Raw genomic sequence first — 17,188 nt, forward strand, 5'->3', positions numbered from 1 at the left:
CTCCACCTGACCGCTCGTCCCGCAGGAGTCTCGTACCTTCCACTCCAATCAACCATATCAACGAAGATTTTAAGTTAAAGAAAGAACTTGAAATTCTTCTTAAGTCATCATTTGTGTGTTCAAGAGAATAATTATTGGAAATGTTATCAAGGTATTTAGTAGTTGAAGATAAAATTTTGGAGGCACCTTAATTGTTCAACAGAATCAATCTTTTAGAAAATGTCTTAAATGAACGCTCTTTTCTAAAAGATTGTTGCTTTTACATTTTGTCATCTATAATTAATTGATTGGAGTGTAGGATGCGAGACTCCTGCGGGACAGGCGGGCAGGTGAGACACTTAAGAGTGTAACGTACGAATGTGGCTCACCGCCTGCCCCGCGGAAAGCGAGCATCTGAAACGGAGATCAACTACTTTCAAAAGCAACCATGAATACGAAAACAGCCTAAATGAAGAAATTCAAAACAAAAAACCAGATAGGACGTTTAAGTCTCCATCTGGTTTTTCATAAATAATAGTATTTTCTTTTCGAGTCTCGACACTTGTACTTGAGAAATTGCAAGACGGTCAGCAACCTCGGATTGCGTTTGATCTTTAAAATACCTCAAATAAACGATTAGTCGTTCTCTTTCATCGAGCTTATCCATGATATCTTTTAGAGCGATCTTATCAAACCATTTGTTTTCTGAGTGGTCTGAGATTTGATCGAGCAGTGTGATTGGATCTCCATCATTTTCATAAACCGTTTCATGAATGGATTGTGGCGCTCTTACTGCGTCTTGTGCCATGATCACATCTTCTACTGCAACATCAAGATGCTCCGCTACTTCTGAAATGGTTGGTGTACGCCCTAATGATTTAGATAACTCGTCTTTTGCTTTTCTTACTTTGTTACCCGTCTCTTTTAAAGAACGGCTAACTTTCACGGTTCCGTCGTCCCGTATGAAACGCTGAATTTCCCCGATGATCATCGGTACGGCATAGGTTGAGAACCGTACATCATAGGAAAGATCAAATTTATCTACTGATTTTAACAATCCGATACTGCCGATTTGAAAAAGGTCATCAGCTTCATAACCTCTGTTTAAAAAGCGTTGAACCACAGACCAGACAAGCCTCATGTTTTTTTCTACAATCGTATCACGAGCTGACTGATCTCCTTCCTGACTCTGTTTGATCAATAACTTAATCTCTTCATCCTTAAGAAACGGTTCACTTTTGCTGCCTTTCACCTCGACATCCATAGACATACTCCCTTAATTACACAATGCTTTATTTTTAGTTAAGTATTTTGTCAAGTGAATCGTAGTTCCGTATGAAGGTTCTGAGATGACTTCTACACTGTCCATAAAGTTTTCCATGATCGTAAAGCCCATACCTGAGCGTTCTAATTCAGGCTTAGACGTATAAAGGGGTTGCCTTGCTTGATCAAGATCACGGATCCCCATACCCTCGTCACGAATTGTAAGGTGGATCGTATCCTCTTCAATAGCGGCTTCAATATACACCATACCCGTTGCTTTGTTTTCGTATCCGTGAATGATCGCATTCGTCACAGCTTCAGATACAACTGTCTTGATCTCTGTCAGTTCATCAACAGTCGGATCGATCTGAGCGATAAATGCAGCAACTGTCACACGTGCAAAGGATTCATTTTGACTTAACGCTGAAAATTGAATCTTCATTTCATTTCTCATTTTTAAGCCACCCCCAAAGCCTGAAGGGCAAGCTCTTCATCTTCTTCAAGCCTGATAATCTTAAACAATCCTGACATCTCAAAAAGTCTCTTTACCGCTGGTGATATGGCACATACTACCATCTCTCCATTTTGACTCTTGATTTGCTTATAGCGTCCTAGAATTACACCTAAACCCGAACTATCCATGAAACTTAAACCTTCTAAATTCAACACAATATGATTTACCGTATGTTTTCTCAAATATTCTTCAACTTGTGACCGAAGCATGTCTGCTGTATGGTGATCAAGTTCTCCGTCTAAGCGGATACATAACACGGTATGTTTAAGTTCCAGATTGACAGCTAATCCCACGCTATCCTCTCCTTCTTTTTTGGATAACGTGAAGTTTCTATAAAAATAGACGAATTCCTTCACTCTTGACAAAACTAGTGGGAATTCGCCTATAACTGTCAAGATTACTTCATAATCAGGAGGATTTTGACATTTGTCCTGCTGTTCGTTTGAATAGTTTCCACCATGATGCTTTTTTCACTGTCTCTGAAGCCAAAACTGGACTTTCCGTGATCAGTTTATCCCCGTTATATATTTTTAAAGAACCAATCTGCTGTCCTTTTTTTACAGGTAATTTCAGATCTTTATCCACATTTACTTCAGTTTTCACTTTTTTCGCTGTTTCACCTTTTTTTAGTAAAAGGGAGATATTTTCTGAAGTAACTACAGGAAGTTTGGATTTTTCTGCTTTTTGAACCTTAACTTCTTTTACGATTTCATGCCTGTCGTACAGCTTCTTAGTAGAAAATTGGGTAAACGCATAATCGAGCATCGAAGTTACTTGAGCATTTCTTTCTTTTGGTGAAGGAGCGCCCATAACGACGGCGATGACCCTCATGCCATTCTTATTTGCTGTTGCAGTTAAACAATATTTCGCTTCATTCGTAAATCCAGTTTTCAACCCATCGACACCAGGATAAAACTTAACGAGTCTGTTCGTGTTAACGAGCCAAAACTTCTTTTCTGATTCTTCTCTTAAATAATCTTCATAAAGTCCTGTGAACTTCGTAACTTCTTCATGTTTGAGAAGTTCCTTACTCATGATTGCCATGTCGTGCGCCGAGGTATAATGTCCAGCTGCAGGAAGCCCTGTTGGGTTCTTAAAAAACGTATCATTCAAACCAAGTTCTTTTGCTTTATTATTCATCATGTTAACAAAAGACTCTGCAGATCCAGCGATATGTTCTGCCATTGCAACAGATGCGTCATTCGCGCTGCCGATCGCAATTCCTTTTACCATATCTTCCACACGCATCTCTTCGCCTGGCTCAAGGAATATTTGTGACCCACCCATACTTGCCGCATACTCAGACACCCGAATCTTATCGTTCCAGCTGATCTTACCTTTATCAATTGCTTCCATGATAAGAATCATCGTCATGATTTTAGTCATACTTGCTGGCGGCAGCTTTTCATGGCTATTTTTTTCAAACAGAACACTGCCGCTATCTTGTTCCATCAAAATGGCCGAGTGGCTCTGTTCAGCAAGCTTCATCTTTTCTTTCTCCGCCGCCTCTGCTTTAGGGATAGAAAAAGCAGCTAGCAAGCAAATACTAAGTAGACCTGAAATTACGCCTTTCATACAGTTCCCTCCATTCATATAGCTTTATTTTTTCCATAATTTTTCACTTTATACCGTATCTTCCATCTAAAAAAGCTTGCTCCACCATTTTATCTCCACTTAAAATCGGCTGAAGTTTTGATTTGTCTTTCTGTATATGAATAAAAGATGGCTAATAGTGAGTTCTTTTTACTGAATTGAGCGATTTTGAGAAGTATTAAGTTCATTTTAGAAATAATTAAGCGATTTTTAGCGATAATAAGGCGATTATCCATTTAATAAAGACGATTCGCTATTTCTCGACAAGCCCCCTTCTTTCATGCCTCCATTTTAAGGAGCAAAATTTCCTATCTCTTCATCCAAAAAAGAAGCTGGATTTTCATCCAACTTCATCATTTAGCCTATCGGAGAGGGCTTCCAAACAAAAAAAAGATGACTCAAAAGTTTTTTGTCCTCTTGAGTCACCCATAGAATTTAAAATTAAAATTATTGTTTGATTTCTTTATATACAAGCGGTGGAGCTTCAACAGCATCCTTTGAGATCGTATAGGCATCACGAATTCTCTTTTTAACATCCTCTACATTTTCTGTGTTGCTGTAGATTGTCACGAGTGAATCCCCTTTTGCTACGGAATCTCCAACTTTTTTATTAAGCATCAGACCAACTGCCAGGTCGATCTCTGATTCTTTTGTTGCTCGTCCTGCACCTAGAATCATTGCAGCAGTTCCGATCTCATCGGCAATGATTTCAGATACATATCCGTCTTCTTCAGCAGCTAGTTCAAATGTGTGAGCTGCTTGTGGAAGGTTTTCAGGATGGTCGACAACTGATTCATCTCCGCCTTGTGCTTTTAAGAAGACTTTTAATGTTTCCAGAGCTTTTCCGGAAGCAATCACTTCTTGCAGCATCTCACGGGCTTGTTCAAGTGAATCTGCTTTTTTCGCGAGATATACCATGTGAGATCCTAGTGTTAAGCATAGCTCTTCAAGATCCTTAGGGCCTTTCCCGTTAAGTGTATCGATGGCTTCCTTAATCTCAAGCGCGTTACCGATCGCAAACCCCAATGGCTGACTCATATCCGAAATAACTGCCATAGTGTTGCGGCCAACTGCGTTCCCGATTTTTACCATTGCGTTCGCAAGCTCTTCTGCTTCTTCTGGTGTTTTCATAAATGCTCCAGCACCTGTTTTTACATCCAATACGATTGCATCTGCACCAGCCGCAATCTTCTTACTCATGATTGAGCTTGCAATAAGTGGGATTGAGTTAACCGTCGCTGTAACATCACGAAGGCCATATAATTTTTTATCCGCAGGTGTAAGGTTTCCACTCTGACCTATAACTGCAAGTTTATTTTTGTTTACTAAGTCGATAAACTGCTGGTTATCAATTTCAACGTGGAAACCAGGAACAGCTTCCAACTTGTCAATTGTCCCCCCAGTATGCCCGAGACCTCTTCCAGACATTTTAGCTACAGGAACACCAAGAGCAGCAACAAGTGGTGCAAGAACAAGGGTTGTTGTATCACCAACACCGCCTGTTGAATGTTTATCAACTTTTATACCTTCAATTGCAGAAAGGTCGATTTGGTCACCTGACTCAACCATCGCCATTGTAAAATTAGCTCGTTCCTCAGTTGTCATGTCTTTAAAATAGACAGCCATCGCAAAGGCAGACATCTGATAATCTGGGATCTCGCCATTCGTATAGTTTTGAATAATATAATCTATTTCGACTTTTGTTAGTTCTTTACCGTCACGCTTTTTTTGTATTAAATCAACCATTCTCATTAACAACACCACTTTCTGATAACGATCCATCTAAAATAATTAGTCTTACTAGCTGGCTAAACGTTGATTTTTTAACCTTAAATTTCTTTTACGATCCCTTTAACTAAAGAAAGAAAATTAGCTTTTACCATTTCAGTTGTTTCCATAACTTCATCGTGAGTTAAAGGCTGATCTAGGATACCGGCAGCCATATTTGAAATACATGAGATTCCAAGCACTTTCATGCCCGCATGACGTGCGATGATTACTTCTGGGACCGTAGACATACCTACAGCATCTGCCCCTAGAACACGAAGCATTCTCACTTCAGCAGGTGTTTCATAAGAAGGTCCTGTGTTACCGACATACACGCCTTCTTTTAATGGGACATTCAATTCTTTTGCTACGCTGCGAGCCACATCTTGAAGTGATGCCGTATATGCTTCACTCATATCAGGGAAACGTACTCCGAATGTGTTATCATTCGCGCCAATCAGCGGATTGACACCGAAATTATTAATATGATCTGTAATCAGCATAAGGTCACCAGCTTCAAAGTCCTGGTTCACACCCCCTGCTGCATTTGTTACTACGATTGTTTCTACTCCGATGAGTTTCATCACACGAACCGGGAATGTTACTTTATCCATTGAGTACCCTTCGTAATAATGGAAACGGCCTTGCATCGCAACAACTTGTTTACCTGCAAGTTCACCAATAACAAGCTGCCCAGCATGTCCTTCTACTGTTGATACTGGGAATTCAGGGATATCTGAGTACGGAATAATAACTGGATTTTCAATTTCTTCAGCAAGGATTCCAAGACCTGAACCGAGGATCAGACCAATTTTTGGCGAAGAAGTTAGTTTAGATTGAATGAATTCAGCAGATGTCTGCAATTGTTTTGACATGTTATTTTCCCCTTTACTTATAGCTGATTTAAAAAACTTTGTCCGATTTCTGGTTTCTTCACATCGTAAATCTCAGCGATTGTTGCTCCAATGTCAGCAAACGTGTTGCCTACATTCAGCTTCTTGGCTTCTTTGATGTTTTTGTGATAAACCATCAATGGCACATATTCACGTGTATGATCTGTTCCGTGATGAACAGGATCATTACCATGGTCCGCTGTAATGATGAGAAGGTCATCTTCTTTTAGCTTCTCAAGAACTTCTGGTAAACGTGCATCAAATTCCTCCAATGCCTCTCCATAGCCAATTGGATCTCTTCTATGGCCAAACAGGGCATCAAAATCAACCAGATTCAAGAAATTTAGTCCAGTGAAATCCTCATCCATAGACTCAACAAGCTTATCCATCCCGTCCATGTTAGATTTCGTACGAATCGCTTTCGTTACCCCTTCTCCATCAAATATATCGGAAATCTTACCTAGAGCAATGCTCTCGTAGCCTTTATCTTCTAGCTCATTCATAACCGTTCTTCCAAAAGGTTTCAGTGCATAGTCATGACGGTTGGACGTTCTCTCAAAAGATCCCGGCTCACCTTTAAACGGACGGGCTATGATTCGGCCTAACATATACTTGCCTTCTCGAGTCATTTCTCTAGCTGTTTCACAAATCTTATATAATTCTTCTAACGGCACAACATCTTCATGAGCTGCAATCTGCAATACAGAATCTGCAGATGTATACACAATTAATTTACCCGTGTTTACATGTTCTTCCCCAAGCTCTGAAATGATCTCGGTGCCCGAAGCTGCTTTATTTCCTAATATCCCTCTGCCCCATTTTTCAGTAAGCATTTCAATCAGTTCCTCTGGAAAACCGTCAGGGAACGTTTGAAAAGGTTCTTTTATATGAAGACCCATGATCTCCCAATGTCCCGTCATTGTATCTTTACCATTTGAGAGTTCAGGAAGTTTCGCATAATGAGCAAGTGGATCCTCTGCCTGCTGAATCCCTTTCATTGTTGAATCAATATTTCCGAGTCCCAGTTTTTCCAAGTTAGGAACACTTAACCCGTTCATTTTTTCTGCAATATGCCCTAAAGTGTGAGCACCTCTATCACCGAATTTTTCAGCGTCTGGCGCTTCGCCGATCCCTACAGAATCCATTACGATTAAAAAAGTTCTCTTAAAGCGTGATTGTTTCATTTTTTCCTCCTGAATTTCATAGATACACTTTATTTACTATTTCCTTTTAATAGAAACAACAAACAAAACTTCTGTGATGTCAGAAGTCTGACATCTTATTTTAAAAATAAAGCTCACGCCCTCGGATGGAAGGCGGAGTATACATCTTTTAATCTTGTTTTCGTAACATGTGTATAGATTTGCGTTGTTGAAATATCAGCATGTCCTAACATTTCTTGTACAGCACGCAAGTCAGCTCCATTTTCTAAAAGGTGTGTAGCAAAGGAATGACGAAGCGTATGAGGTGTCAGTTCCTTCTCAATATGAGCTTTCCTTGCAAGCAGTTTTAGAATCTTCCAAAACCCTTGACGTGATAAACGATTACCATGGTGATTTAAAAATAGAGCTTCTGTTTTCTTACCCTTTAACATGATTGAACGCCCATTATGTAAATATTGTTCAATCGCTGCCTGAGCCATCTTACCAAGCGGGATGATTCTTTCTTTATTCCCTTTACCTATACAGCGGATGAAACCCATATCTAGATGAACATCTCCTAAATTAAGATGAACGAGTTCTGAAACACGAATACCAGTCGCATAGAGAAGTTCTAACACGGCTTTGTCACGTTTTGAAAATGGGTCATTAGAAGCGGGTGTGTCCAGAAGAGCTTCGACTTCTTCTGTCGATAAAACTTTTGGCAGTTTTCTTTCTGTCTTTGGTGTTTCAATATGTACAGAAGGATCCTGGGTTGATACCTTCTCTCTTAAAAGAAATTGGTGAAACGAACGGATAGAAGCTATATTACGAGCGAGCGTCGTGGAAGCCTTACCATTTTCTTTTAAAAATAAAAGATAACCCATAATATGATTACGGTCGATCTCATGAATGGTTTCAAGAGATTCCACTTTTTCTAAATAACGTACATACTGTGTCAGATCTCTTTTATAAGAATCAATTGTGTTTTTTGAGAGGGCTCGTTCTACAATAATATATTGAAGAAAATCTTGAACATGACCGTTCACTATACCCCTCCTTACTCACCTGTTTGGTAAAAATAGAAAAGCCTTTTTACAACGTTTGAATCTGTGTCAGAACTCAGATTGAAGACTTTAACTGCTTTCCCTTTTGGTTCGTCATATCTATGATAGTTTTCGTATTCCTGGTTAATCCACAATAAACCAAAATAAAAAACAAGTGTGCAAATCGAAAAAGCAAAGAACACCTTTGTTGTATTCCAAACGATTTTCATCCAGGAAATCATCATGTCCACCCCTGTCCTCATATAGTACAGGTTATGCCCATATGTTCCCTGATTATACATAAAAGTTAAATCTACAAATCATACGTTACCCGATTCTCAAGATTTTGTAAATAATCTTTGCTTTATAATTTTAAATACATTTGAATTAAAGGCTGTTTGGTATTCATAGTTGATTTTGAAAGTGATTGATTTCCGTTCCAGATGCTCGCTTTCCGCGGTGCGAGTTTTCGATCCCCTTGTCATTGAAGAGTATAAAAAATGAGACAAAACAAAAGGAAGCGCTACTCTCCGCTTCCTTCACTCTCTTTATCTTCTTTTGGATGACATCTGTGACAGATTCCGTGAAATGTCAGTCTGTGATCTTTAATTTTAAAATTCCAGCCTTCTTCAACCACTTTTTCCACATCGCCAAGAAGGTCTTCTTGTATTTCATCAACCGCTCCACACTCGATACAAACAAGGTGATGATGAAAGTGATCGGCACCTTCTGTTCTAAGATCGTAACGGGATACCCCATCACCAAAGTTAATTTTATCTACTACTTTAAGTTCGGTTAAGAGTTCCAGAGTACGGTAAACGGTCGCCAAACCGATTTCAGGCGCCTTTTCTTTTACGAGCAGATATACATCTTCCGCACTTAAATGATCTTCTTCGTTTTCGAGGAGGACTCTCACGGTCGCCTCACGCTGTGGAGTCAGCTTATAACTTTGTGAATGAAGCTGTTTTTTGATACGGTCGATTCTGCTTTCCATACCCTTTTCCTCCTTATGTATACACAAGACAATTATAAGCATGGAGAAAAAAGTTGTCAATTTAAAGTCATTTTAAATAACGATTTAAACTTATTATCAAAAAATACTTATTATTAATTATTGAATCGACCATTTGATAACTTGCTCCATTAATGCAGGTGTAAAAAAGGCTTCCATTGTGGAGGCAAAAAGCACCAATATCCCAACTCCTGCTACTAAAAGTGAATATCTTATTAACTGTGGCAAAAATGGCATATGATGTCGTTTAAAAGCTAGCTGGCGAATCATCTTAATCGAAAAGGCAACAGCAGCTACTGTGACGATAATAAATGCAGGTATTAAAAGTACGTTTTGTGGCAGAACAGATACAAAAGACAGCATAAATCCGTACCAGCCCATTTGATTCACGAGAAATCCTACCGTAAATCCGATCACTACTCCTTTTAAGAACAGCATTACTAAAATGACAGGCAGCCCAATAACAGATAACCCGAGAACCCACATCAGACCCATATATTTTAAATAGTGGCCGAAACTTTGAAAAAACATATCTGTTTTACTAGTAAAACCACCTTCAGCTGCTTGAATAAAAAAGCGGGATAAATACGTATAGAGGTCTTGTTTCTGATTTAAACTCAATGAATTAACAATAATTGCTCCAAAAATAACACCCATTAAAAATAAAACACCCACAAACGCGTATAACGTTTTATTTTCTTCCAGGTGACGATGCATATAATAGCGCACACTCTCCATTATGTATGGCCTCCTCCACCGAAACTCTTAATTCTATTCTATGAATTGGGGGAGAAGGTATGTCTCATTTTTTGATTTAATAGGATGAATTTTTAGATGATTTTTCCATAGGTACCGCCACCGCCAATCTGAATTGACAGCTCGCCGCTTCTTGCAGAAAGAATGTGGTCTGCTATTGCTGGTTTTACAACCTGATGTAATTGTTCACGTGAGGCAGCGTGGATGATATCCATGTCTGTTCCAAATGCATCACGCAGTTTTGCCAAGGTCTTTGGACCAAGTCCAGGAATAAATTCAAGCGGGATCTGGTGGATATAGGGTGGCCGTTTTCTTTGGACAGCCTTAGCACCTTTAGTACCTTTAAGTTCGTTTATTCGGTCGTTTACTCCCTTAATAAACCTAGTACTTCCACACTTATCGCAAGCTTCAGTGTTTGGTTGATAAACATGTAAACAATTTTCACAAACCGAATTATAGTATTTTCCAAGATAAGGATTCAGACCGTAATTCGCAATAATTTCTCTGCCTTCTTTTTCATGAAGTGCTCGCTTAAATTCTTCAAACGTTGCTTCTTGTAAAGACAGCATCTGATATTCACGCGCTATCTTCTCTAGTGAATGAGCGTCTGAGTTGGTTAAAAACGTATATATTGCAAGCTCATCAAGTTTAGATGCCATTTCCGTGTTTGAACTTAACCCCAGCTCGACCGCATCAATCATGGTCGGCTCAAACACTTCGTTTAATGAGGTTTTTACTCCTTTTCCATATAAACTCTTAAAAGGGGTAAAGATGTGTGCTGGAATGAACAATCCTCCTAGAGACTTCACAAATTCCTGCAGTTCTTTTGCACTTCCATACATTCGCTGGGAGCTTAAGTTAATATTTTTCATTCTCAAAGATAGCCAGTGACTTAATTGTTCCATCTTCTCAATGCTCGGCATGTATACGAGAACATGAATGGGTCCGTGGCAATATTCGTCGTTAATTTCTATCTCGGAGCCGGGTATGAGAGTCAGTCCATCAATATCCAATCCTCCGCCATCCAATGTCTTAAGGATTCCCTCTCTTCGTAACTGTTTTAACTCTTCTAGTATTTCTGGCGCATGGCAATCAATGATTCCTACCATATTTAAACCTTTTTTATTCTTTGCCTCATATAAAATGTTTAAAAGCGTTAACGAGCGTGAACCTGTAATCTTAACCGGCTTTCCAGTGCCTGATGCCCCTATATGAATGTGCATATCCGCAAAAAAAGGGGATAAGTTATTTTTCAACTGCATGCTTTAACTCCATATACATAACACTGTAAGCGGTTTTTGCATCGTGAATTCTTTCATCTTGCATCATTTCTTTTGCTTCATTAACGCTGACTTCAAGAACATTTATAAACTCATCTTCATCTGTCATTTGCTCCCCTTGCTTTACTAGTGTGTCTGTGAAATACAGATAGATTAATTCATCTGCAAATCCTGGAGATGTGTAGAACGAACCGATTGAAACCATTGACTCACAGCTATAGCCCGTCTCTTCCATTAATTCGCGTTTAGCACACGCTAATGGATCTTCCCCTTTTTCTAGTTTTCCAGCAGGAATCTCGATGATTGTCTTTTCAAGTGGTTTACGAAATTGCTCGACCATTAGTATTTTCCCTTCATTCGTAACAGCAAGAACAGCCACAGCACCAGGGTGTTTTACAATCTCTCTTTTTCCTGTCTTTTTATTTGGAAGCTCTACTTCTTCAACATATAAATCAATTATTTTGCCGCTATAAATTTGTTCTTTGCTCAGTGTCTTCTCATATAGATTTTCCATTATTCACACTCCGATGGTCTATTTAACTTCTTTTCACATAAAGTCTATCATACTTTGGAATACTGCATTTACTAGGAAAAAGAGGAGGTACTGTATGTGAAGATCTACCTTCAGCCAAAAGGGATTACGTTAGTGGGAAAAGCGTGGCAGATTAAATACATGTTACGGAATTATATGAAACAGCATGAGCTCGTTCAAGACTGGATCAATGCTTCCACTCCAAAAAAATAAAGCTTGTTTCACGTACGAACTAAACCGGTGCGAATGGGTTCTCTCGCATCGTTTTTTTGTTTATTCATTGTGCTCTTAGAAAGCAGTCGAGGGAGGCCAATGATAACATTCCATCAAAAAAGGTTTCTTCGTTATTTTCAAGTGCTGACTTTTTTCTTTTTAATGTTCAATATGTTACGTTTACTGTAGTTTCCTAGCACAAAGAAATGATGTTGAGGTGAGGATTTTGAATAAAAGACAATTGGGTTCATCTGACCTTTATGTAAGTGAACTTGGATTCGGCTGCATGTCCCTCGCTCCTGAACTTGGGAGTGAAAACGAAAAGATTCTTAAAACGGCACTTGAGCAAGGAATTAATTATTTTGACACGGCCGATTTATATGGTTATGGGTGGAATGAAGAGTTTGTAGGCACGACTTTAAAGGAAGTAAGACATGATATCATTCTTGCTACCAAGGGTGGAAACGAATGGAATCAATCTAAAGATGAATGGAACTGGAATCCATCTAAAAAGTACATTAAGTCCGCATTTAAAGACAGTCTTAAACGTCTGCAAACAGACTATATTGATCTTTATCAGCTTCACGGAGGCACGACTGATGACCCTATGGATGAAACAATCGATGCTTTTGAAGAGCTAGTAGCTGAAGGGCACGTTCGTTATTATGGTATTTCTTCAATACGTCCAAATACGATTAAGTATTATGCTGAGCACTCAAACATTCAAAGTGTTATGATGCAATACAGTTTATTAGATCGACGCCCAGAAGAGCTTTTTCCCTATTTAAAGGAAAAAAATATAAGTGTAATCGCAAGAGGGCCTGTCGCTAAAGGATGGCTTAGTGAAAAATCATTTATTAAGAATCCAGAGGCCAATTATCTAAACCATAATGGATCTGAAATTCAACAAAAAGTAAAGAAATCGAAGCATTTTTTGCATGACAAAAACATTACACATGCAGCCCTTCAATATGTTCTTAGTCAACAAGTTGTCGCAACCGCTACTGCTGGAGCAAGCTCAGTGAAACAGCTGCTAGAAAACATTGAGACTTTCAACCAGTCACCTATCACCGAAGAAGAGATCGCTCATTTAAGCGCACTCTTTCCTGCTGAGATATACGAAACACATCGTGCATAAAAGCCAAAAAGTCCCATTAAGCATATGCTGACGGGACTTTTCTATTTGGGTGGTTTCGTATACTTAGTTGTTATTGGAAGTGGTTGCTATCTTTTCCAGACGCTCGTTTTTGCGCGTCAGTCGTCTAGCAACTTGCACTCTAAACTAATTTTAAAAGCATCGCGATGCCTTGGCCGCCTCCAATACAAAGGCTTGCCACTCCGTATTTTTCGTTGCGGTGTTTCATCTCATAAGCGAGAGTTAATAATAGTCTAGCACCACTCGCTCCCACTGGGTGGCCTAGTGCAATCGCACCGCCGTTCACATTCGTACGTTCACGATCTAGCTTCAGTTCTTTTTCAACTGCTAAGTACTGAGAACTAAATGCTTCATTAATCTCAAATAAGCCTATTTCATCCATCGAAAGGTCTGCTTTTTGAAGGAGTTTCTTAATAGCCGGAACCGGTCCGATTCCCATGACAGATGGATCTACTCCTGTTACTGACCATGAAACAATTTCAACAAGGGGCTTCAAGTTTTTTGCTTTTACAGATTTTTCATGGGCAAGAATTAATGACACTGCACCATCGTTGATAGACGATGAGTTACCTGCTGTAACCGTTCCGTCTTTTTGAAAAGAAGGTCTGAGCTGACTGAGCAGAGATACAGAAGTCTCGGGTTTTATGCCTTCATCTTCTGTAAAAAGAGAGCCGCTTTTTAACGGTACAGGGACGATCTCTTCTTGAAATCTGCCCTTTTCTCTGGCGTCTGCTGCTTTACGATGGCTTAAGCTCGCATATTCATCTTGTTCTTCTCTCGTAATGTTATATTGATCTGCAAGGTTTTCGGCTGTTATTCCCATTCCACAGCCAATATACTCATCACTTAAGGTTTGAAGGAGCATATCATCAAATGAGATCGAGCCAAACTTTTGATTATGAAATCTATGATGAAAAGAGACGTGAGGGGACTGTGACATGTTTTCTATGCCTCCAGAAAGCGCAATTCCTTCTCCCTGATCACGCAGGTTCTGCATCGCCGATACCATCGCCTGCAATCCAGATCCGCATAAACGGTTAACGAGCATTGCAGGAACATCTGAAGGTACTCCTGCTTTTAAGGCAGTATGGCGTGCGACATAAGCTGCATTTTTACTAGAATGAATCACATTTCCGTAAACCACATCTGTAATGTCTTTACTCGTGATGTTCGCTCGTTTAATTGCCTCAAGTGCCGTTATTTCGCCAAGTTGTGTCGGATTTACATCGGTTAAAGATTTCCCATATGAACCAAACGGTGTTCTAGCACCCTCTATTACATAGATCCCCATTTTTTTCACCTCACATTTTAGAAAAGTAAAAAGCCAGCACTGATGATAATTCCACTAACAAAAAGAACGATCAAACAGAATCCCATAATATCTTTTGCTTTAAGTCCTGCGATCGCTAATGCCGGAAGCGCCCAAAATGGCTGGATCAGATTCGTCCATGCGTCACCCCACGCTACTGCCATCGCCGTTTTCGCTTGTGATACATCAAGTGCCTTAGCAGCATCCAATACAACATGAGCCTGCACAGCCCATTGTCCGCCGCCAGATGGAACGAATACGTTAACAATTCCCGCACTTAAGAACGTAAACAATGGAAGAGTAGTTTCATTTGATATCGCTACAAACCATTCTGACATTTCTGTTACCAAGCCTGAACCAACCATCATACCCATTATTCCTGCATAGAAAGGAAACTGAATGATGATGCCGCTAGCCCCTTTGACAGCTTCTGCGACAGAGTTAATATAGTTTCTTGGTGTTCTGTGAAGCAGAATACCTAAAAACAAAAAAATGAAATTTACAAAATTGATGTTTAAGTTGAAGCCGTTCGATGCAAAAAAGTAGACCATGTAACCAAGTCCAAGAATTCCAATGATCATGGACAGCCACATGCTGTTTTCAAGCTTTTCGGCTGGAGTGTCTGCTTCTGATAGAGCAGCTGCTTCAACTCCGTCTTCTAGAAGTGAAGCATCGATTTGGTAAGATTGATCTTTATTCATCATAAGACGGTTTGTTAAAGGTAGCAGAATAAAAAGGGCGCCTATAATAAATAGATTAAATGGGGCAAACAACGTTTCATTCGTTGAGATGACTCCCATTGTTTTCTCCATAAAATGGCCAGGGGTAGCTATCGTTAAGGGAATGGAACCTGATAGTCCGCCGTGCCAAACAACAAATCCGCTATAAGCACTTGCGATCAACAAACGGTAATCTGTTTTTTTCACTTGACGTGCTAGTTCTTTAGAAAAAATAGCACCGATAACTAATCCGAATCCCCAGTTTATCCAGCTTGCTATTAGCGCCACAAGCGTAACACTTATGATGGCTTGACCTGGTGTTTTAGCGTATGATGCGAGTTTTCTTAGCATCTTTTTAAAAAATGGCGAGCTCGCAAGCACATACCCAGTAACTAATATGAGTACCATCTGCATCGAAAACTCGAGTAGTTTCCAGAAGCCGTCTCCCCAAAATGACACCATTTGTACAGGGGACTGACCTGTAACCATCAGCCCGAGTAAAAAGACTACTCCTGTAAGCAGGATGACGAATATAAAAGGATCAGGTAAAAACCGCTGCATCAATTTATTAGAGGCGCGGGTCATTGCTCCAAACATAGAACACCCTCCTTTTTATCAATACGCGTTAAGTTTTACATTATCACTGACAGTAAGCTTTGCTTCAGTTGAGTTCAGCACGTCTTCTACTGAATACCCTTCAGCCACTTCTCTTAGGACAAGACCCTTTTCAGAAACATCCATTACAGCACGGTCTGTTATAATTCGTTCCACTACGCCTTTACCCGTTAATGGAAGCTGACATTGTTTTAAAATTTTGCTTTCTCCTGCTTTATTGACATGTTCCATGATTACGATGATTTTTTTTGCACCATGCACTAGATCCATTGCACCGCCCATACCTTTTATCATCTTTCCTGGAATCATCCAGTTTGCAAGATCTCCAGTCTCTGAAACTTCCATTCCGCCTAATATCGCGATATCAATATGACCGCCGCGGATCATCGCGAAGGACTCTGAACTGTCAAAGTAAGAAGCTCCTTTTATGGCCGTTACCGTCTCTTTTCCTGCGTTAATCAGGTCAGGATCTACTTCACTTTCAAGAGGATATGGCCCAATCCCTAGTAATCCATTTTCAGATTGCAGAACAACCTCTTTGTTATCTGAAATGAAGTTGGCCACCATCGTCGGCATTCCGATTCCTAAGTTTACATAAAACCCCGATTCGATTTCTTTCTCCGCTCTTTTCGCAATTCTTTCTCTAATGTTCATATGGTTCCCCTCCTCTTATCCTTGTTTTACTGTTAGGCGCTCAATGCGTTTTTCTTGTGTTCCAACAATCATCTTCTGCACATATACACCAGGTGTATGTATGTAGTCGGGGTGCAATTCGCCAATTTCTACAAGCTCTTCTACTTCAGCGATCGTAACTCTTCCCGCTGCTGCGATCATCGGATTGAAGTTGCGGGCTGTTTTGTTATAGATCAGGTTCCCCGCTTTATCTCCTTTAGCAGCTCGAATCAAACTGAAGTCCGCTACGATGCCTTCTTCGAGCAAATATTCTTTTCCGTTGAAGGTCCGTGTTTCTTTTCCCTCGGCAATCGGTGTTCCTACTCCTGCCGGTGTGTAGAATGCCGGAATGCCTGCTCCGCCTGCTCTTATTCTTTCTGCGAGTGTTCCTTGTGGAATCAAGTCTACTTCGATTTCACCCGATAAAACTTGTCTTTCAAACTCTTTGTTCTCACCCACATAAGAACCTACCATCTTTTTAATCTGTTTATTCTTAAGTAAAAGTCCCAGTCCCCAATCATCGACACCGCAATTGTTTGAGATTACTGTTAAGTCTTTAGTTCCTTTTTCAACTAATGCGAGAATTAGGTTTTCAGGAATTCCAACTAATCCAAAACCTCCTACTAAAAGTGTAGATCCGTCTTTTATATCAGCTACAGCTTCAAGTGCTGAGTTCTCAATCGGTTTCATATTCATCTCTCCTCGTAAAATACTTTATAAATCTGTTGTA

General features: G+C 39.8%; 19 protein-coding genes. 2 read left to right on the forward strand and 17 right to left on the reverse strand.

Going from position 1 to position 17,188, the window contains the following annotated elements:
• Positions 1-484: 484 nt before the first annotated feature.
• From sigF to AWM68_RS12500, 13 genes are all read right to left on the reverse strand, one after another.
• Positions 485-1,243, reverse strand: a complete 759-nt coding sequence (gene sigF / locus AWM68_RS12440; RefSeq protein WP_066242019.1) for an RNA polymerase sporulation sigma factor SigF — start codon at positions 1,241-1,243, stop codon at positions 485-487.
• A gap of 12 nt (positions 1,244-1,255) precedes the next feature.
• Complete coding sequence (gene spoIIAB, locus AWM68_RS12445; RefSeq protein WP_066242022.1) at positions 1,256-1,696, reverse strand: anti-sigma F factor; 441 nt, start codon at positions 1,694-1,696, stop codon at positions 1,256-1,258.
• Between the two features lie 2 nt (positions 1,697-1,698).
• A complete protein-coding gene (spoIIAA, locus tag AWM68_RS12450) occupies positions 1,699-2,049 on the reverse strand; it encodes an anti-sigma F factor antagonist (protein ID WP_066242024.1) in 351 nt (116 codons plus the stop codon).
• A gap of 115 nt (positions 2,050-2,164) precedes the next feature.
• On the reverse strand, positions 2,165-3,331 hold the full coding sequence (locus tag AWM68_RS12455; protein WP_066242027.1) for a D-alanyl-D-alanine carboxypeptidase family protein: 1,167 nt from the start codon (positions 3,329-3,331) through the stop codon (positions 2,165-2,167).
• 465 nt (positions 3,332-3,796) lie between these two features.
• Positions 3,797-5,101, reverse strand: a complete 1,305-nt coding sequence (locus AWM68_RS12460) for a pyrimidine-nucleoside phosphorylase (RefSeq protein WP_066242030.1) — start codon at positions 5,099-5,101, stop codon at positions 3,797-3,799.
• Positions 5,102-5,178: 77 nt separating this feature from the next.
• Complete coding sequence (locus AWM68_RS12465; protein WP_066242033.1) at positions 5,179-5,991, reverse strand: purine-nucleoside phosphorylase; 813 nt, start codon at positions 5,989-5,991, stop codon at positions 5,179-5,181.
• Positions 5,992-6,008: 17 nt separating this feature from the next.
• Positions 6,009-7,193: a phosphopentomutase gene (gene deoB / locus AWM68_RS12470; protein WP_066242035.1), complete on the reverse strand. Its 1,185-nt coding sequence runs from the start codon at positions 7,191-7,193 to the stop codon at positions 6,009-6,011.
• Between the two features lie 113 nt (positions 7,194-7,306).
• On the reverse strand, positions 7,307-8,197 hold the full coding sequence (xerD, locus tag AWM68_RS12475) for a site-specific tyrosine recombinase XerD (protein ID WP_066242038.1): 891 nt from the start codon (positions 8,195-8,197) through the stop codon (positions 7,307-7,309).
• Positions 8,198-8,208: 11 nt separating this feature from the next.
• The gene (locus tag AWM68_RS12480; RefSeq protein WP_331710048.1) at positions 8,209-8,439 is read right to left on the reverse strand and encodes a YqzK family protein; all 231 of its coding nucleotides are present in this window, start codon (positions 8,437-8,439) and stop codon (positions 8,209-8,211) included.
• A 278-nt stretch (positions 8,440-8,717) separates the two neighbouring features.
• Positions 8,718-9,188 (reverse strand): Fur family transcriptional regulator, encoded by a 471-nt coding sequence (locus AWM68_RS12485; protein ID WP_066242044.1) that lies wholly within the window; start codon positions 9,186-9,188, stop codon positions 8,718-8,720.
• A gap of 117 nt (positions 9,189-9,305) precedes the next feature.
• Complete coding sequence (gene spoIIM, locus AWM68_RS12490) at positions 9,306-9,944, reverse strand: stage II sporulation protein M (RefSeq protein ID WP_066242049.1); 639 nt, start codon at positions 9,942-9,944, stop codon at positions 9,306-9,308.
• Positions 9,945-10,036: 92 nt separating this feature from the next.
• Positions 10,037-11,224: an endonuclease Q family protein gene (locus AWM68_RS12495; protein WP_066242051.1), complete on the reverse strand. Its 1,188-nt coding sequence runs from the start codon at positions 11,222-11,224 to the stop codon at positions 10,037-10,039.
• Positions 11,208-11,756, reverse strand: a complete 549-nt coding sequence (locus AWM68_RS12500; RefSeq protein ID WP_066242054.1) for an NUDIX hydrolase — start codon at positions 11,754-11,756, stop codon at positions 11,208-11,210. The genes AWM68_RS12495 and AWM68_RS12500 overlap by 17 nt, the downstream gene beginning before the upstream one ends.
• Before the next feature lie 96 nt (positions 11,757-11,852).
• Between AWM68_RS12500 and mciZ the strand changes: the two genes are divergently transcribed.
• Together mciZ and AWM68_RS12510 are read left to right on the forward strand one after the other, a co-directional pair.
• A complete protein-coding gene (gene mciZ / locus AWM68_RS12505; RefSeq protein ID WP_066242056.1) occupies positions 11,853-11,987 on the forward strand; it encodes a Z-ring formation inhibitor MciZ in 135 nt (44 codons plus the stop codon).
• Positions 11,988-12,213: 226 nt separating this feature from the next.
• The gene (locus tag AWM68_RS12510) at positions 12,214-13,125 is read left to right on the forward strand and encodes an aldo/keto reductase (protein ID WP_066242059.1); all 912 of its coding nucleotides are present in this window, start codon (positions 12,214-12,216) and stop codon (positions 13,123-13,125) included.
• A gap of 139 nt (positions 13,126-13,264) precedes the next feature.
• Here the strand turns inward: AWM68_RS12510 and AWM68_RS12515 are convergent, their stop codons facing one another.
• The 4 genes from AWM68_RS12515 to AWM68_RS12530 are packed head-to-tail and all read right to left on the reverse strand — an operon-like array spanning position 13,265 to position 17,148.
• Positions 13,265-14,434, reverse strand: coding sequence for a thiolase family protein (locus AWM68_RS12515; RefSeq protein ID WP_066242064.1), 1,170 nt, complete (start codon positions 14,432-14,434; stop codon positions 13,265-13,267).
• Between the two features lie 17 nt (positions 14,435-14,451).
• The gene (locus AWM68_RS12520) at positions 14,452-15,768 is read right to left on the reverse strand and encodes a short-chain fatty acid transporter (protein ID WP_156488398.1); all 1,317 of its coding nucleotides are present in this window, start codon (positions 15,766-15,768) and stop codon (positions 14,452-14,454) included.
• An 18-nt stretch (positions 15,769-15,786) separates the two neighbouring features.
• Positions 15,787-16,440, reverse strand: coding sequence for a CoA transferase subunit B (locus AWM68_RS12525; protein WP_066242069.1), 654 nt, complete (start codon positions 16,438-16,440; stop codon positions 15,787-15,789).
• A gap of 15 nt (positions 16,441-16,455) precedes the next feature.
• On the reverse strand, positions 16,456-17,148 hold the full coding sequence (locus AWM68_RS12530) for a CoA transferase subunit A (protein WP_066242071.1): 693 nt from the start codon (positions 17,146-17,148) through the stop codon (positions 16,456-16,458).
• Positions 17,149-17,188: the final 40 nt, after the last annotated feature.

The sequence above is a fragment of the Fictibacillus phosphorivorans genome, assembly GCF_001619875.1.
GTDB lineage: Bacteria > Bacillota > Bacilli > Bacillales > Fictibacillaceae > Fictibacillus > Fictibacillus phosphorivorans_B.

Bases quoted from the DNA above. Each gene is read 5' to 3' on its own strand.
- sigF (WP_066242019.1), bottom strand. From the start codon at position 1,243: ATGGATGTCGAGGTGAAAGGCAGCAAAAGTGAACCGTTTCTTAAGGAT.
- spoIIAB (WP_066242022.1), bottom strand. From the start codon at position 1,696: ATGAGAAATGAAATGAAGATTCAATTTTCAGCGTTAAGTCAAAATGAA.
- AWM68_RS12455 (WP_066242027.1), bottom strand. From the start codon at position 3,331: ATGAAAGGCGTAATTTCAGGTCTACTTAGTATTTGCTTGCTAGCTGCT.
- AWM68_RS12460 (WP_066242030.1), bottom strand. From the start codon at position 5,101: ATGAGAATGGTTGATTTAATACAAAAAAAGCGTGACGGTAAAGAACTA.
- AWM68_RS12465 (WP_066242033.1), bottom strand. From the start codon at position 5,991: ATGTCAAAACAATTGCAGACATCTGCTGAATTCATTCAATCTAAACTA.
- deoB (WP_066242035.1), bottom strand. From the start codon at position 7,193: ATGAAACAATCACGCTTTAAGAGAACTTTTTTAATCGTAATGGATTCT.
- AWM68_RS12480 (WP_331710048.1), bottom strand. From the start codon at position 8,439: ATGATGATTTCCTGGATGAAAATCGTTTGGAATACAACAAAGGTGTTC.
- AWM68_RS12485 (WP_066242044.1), bottom strand. From the start codon at position 9,188: ATGGAAAGCAGAATCGACCGTATCAAAAAACAGCTTCATTCACAAAGT.
- spoIIM (WP_066242049.1), bottom strand. From the start codon at position 9,944: ATGGAGAGTGTGCGCTATTATATGCATCGTCACCTGGAAGAAAATAAA.
- AWM68_RS12495 (WP_066242051.1), bottom strand. From the start codon at position 11,224: ATGCAGTTGAAAAATAACTTATCCCCTTTTTTTGCGGATATGCACATT.
- AWM68_RS12500 (WP_066242054.1), bottom strand. From the start codon at position 11,756: ATGGAAAATCTATATGAGAAGACACTGAGCAAAGAACAAATTTATAGC.
- AWM68_RS12515 (WP_066242064.1), bottom strand. From the start codon at position 14,434: ATGGGGATCTATGTAATAGAGGGTGCTAGAACACCGTTTGGTTCATAT.
- AWM68_RS12520 (WP_156488398.1), bottom strand. From the start codon at position 15,768: ATGTTTGGAGCAATGACCCGCGCCTCTAATAAATTGATGCAGCGGTTT.
- AWM68_RS12525 (WP_066242069.1), bottom strand. From the start codon at position 16,440: ATGAACATTAGAGAAAGAATTGCGAAAAGAGCGGAGAAAGAAATCGAA.
- AWM68_RS12530 (WP_066242071.1), bottom strand. From the start codon at position 17,148: ATGAAACCGATTGAGAACTCAGCACTTGAAGCTGTAGCTGATATAAAA.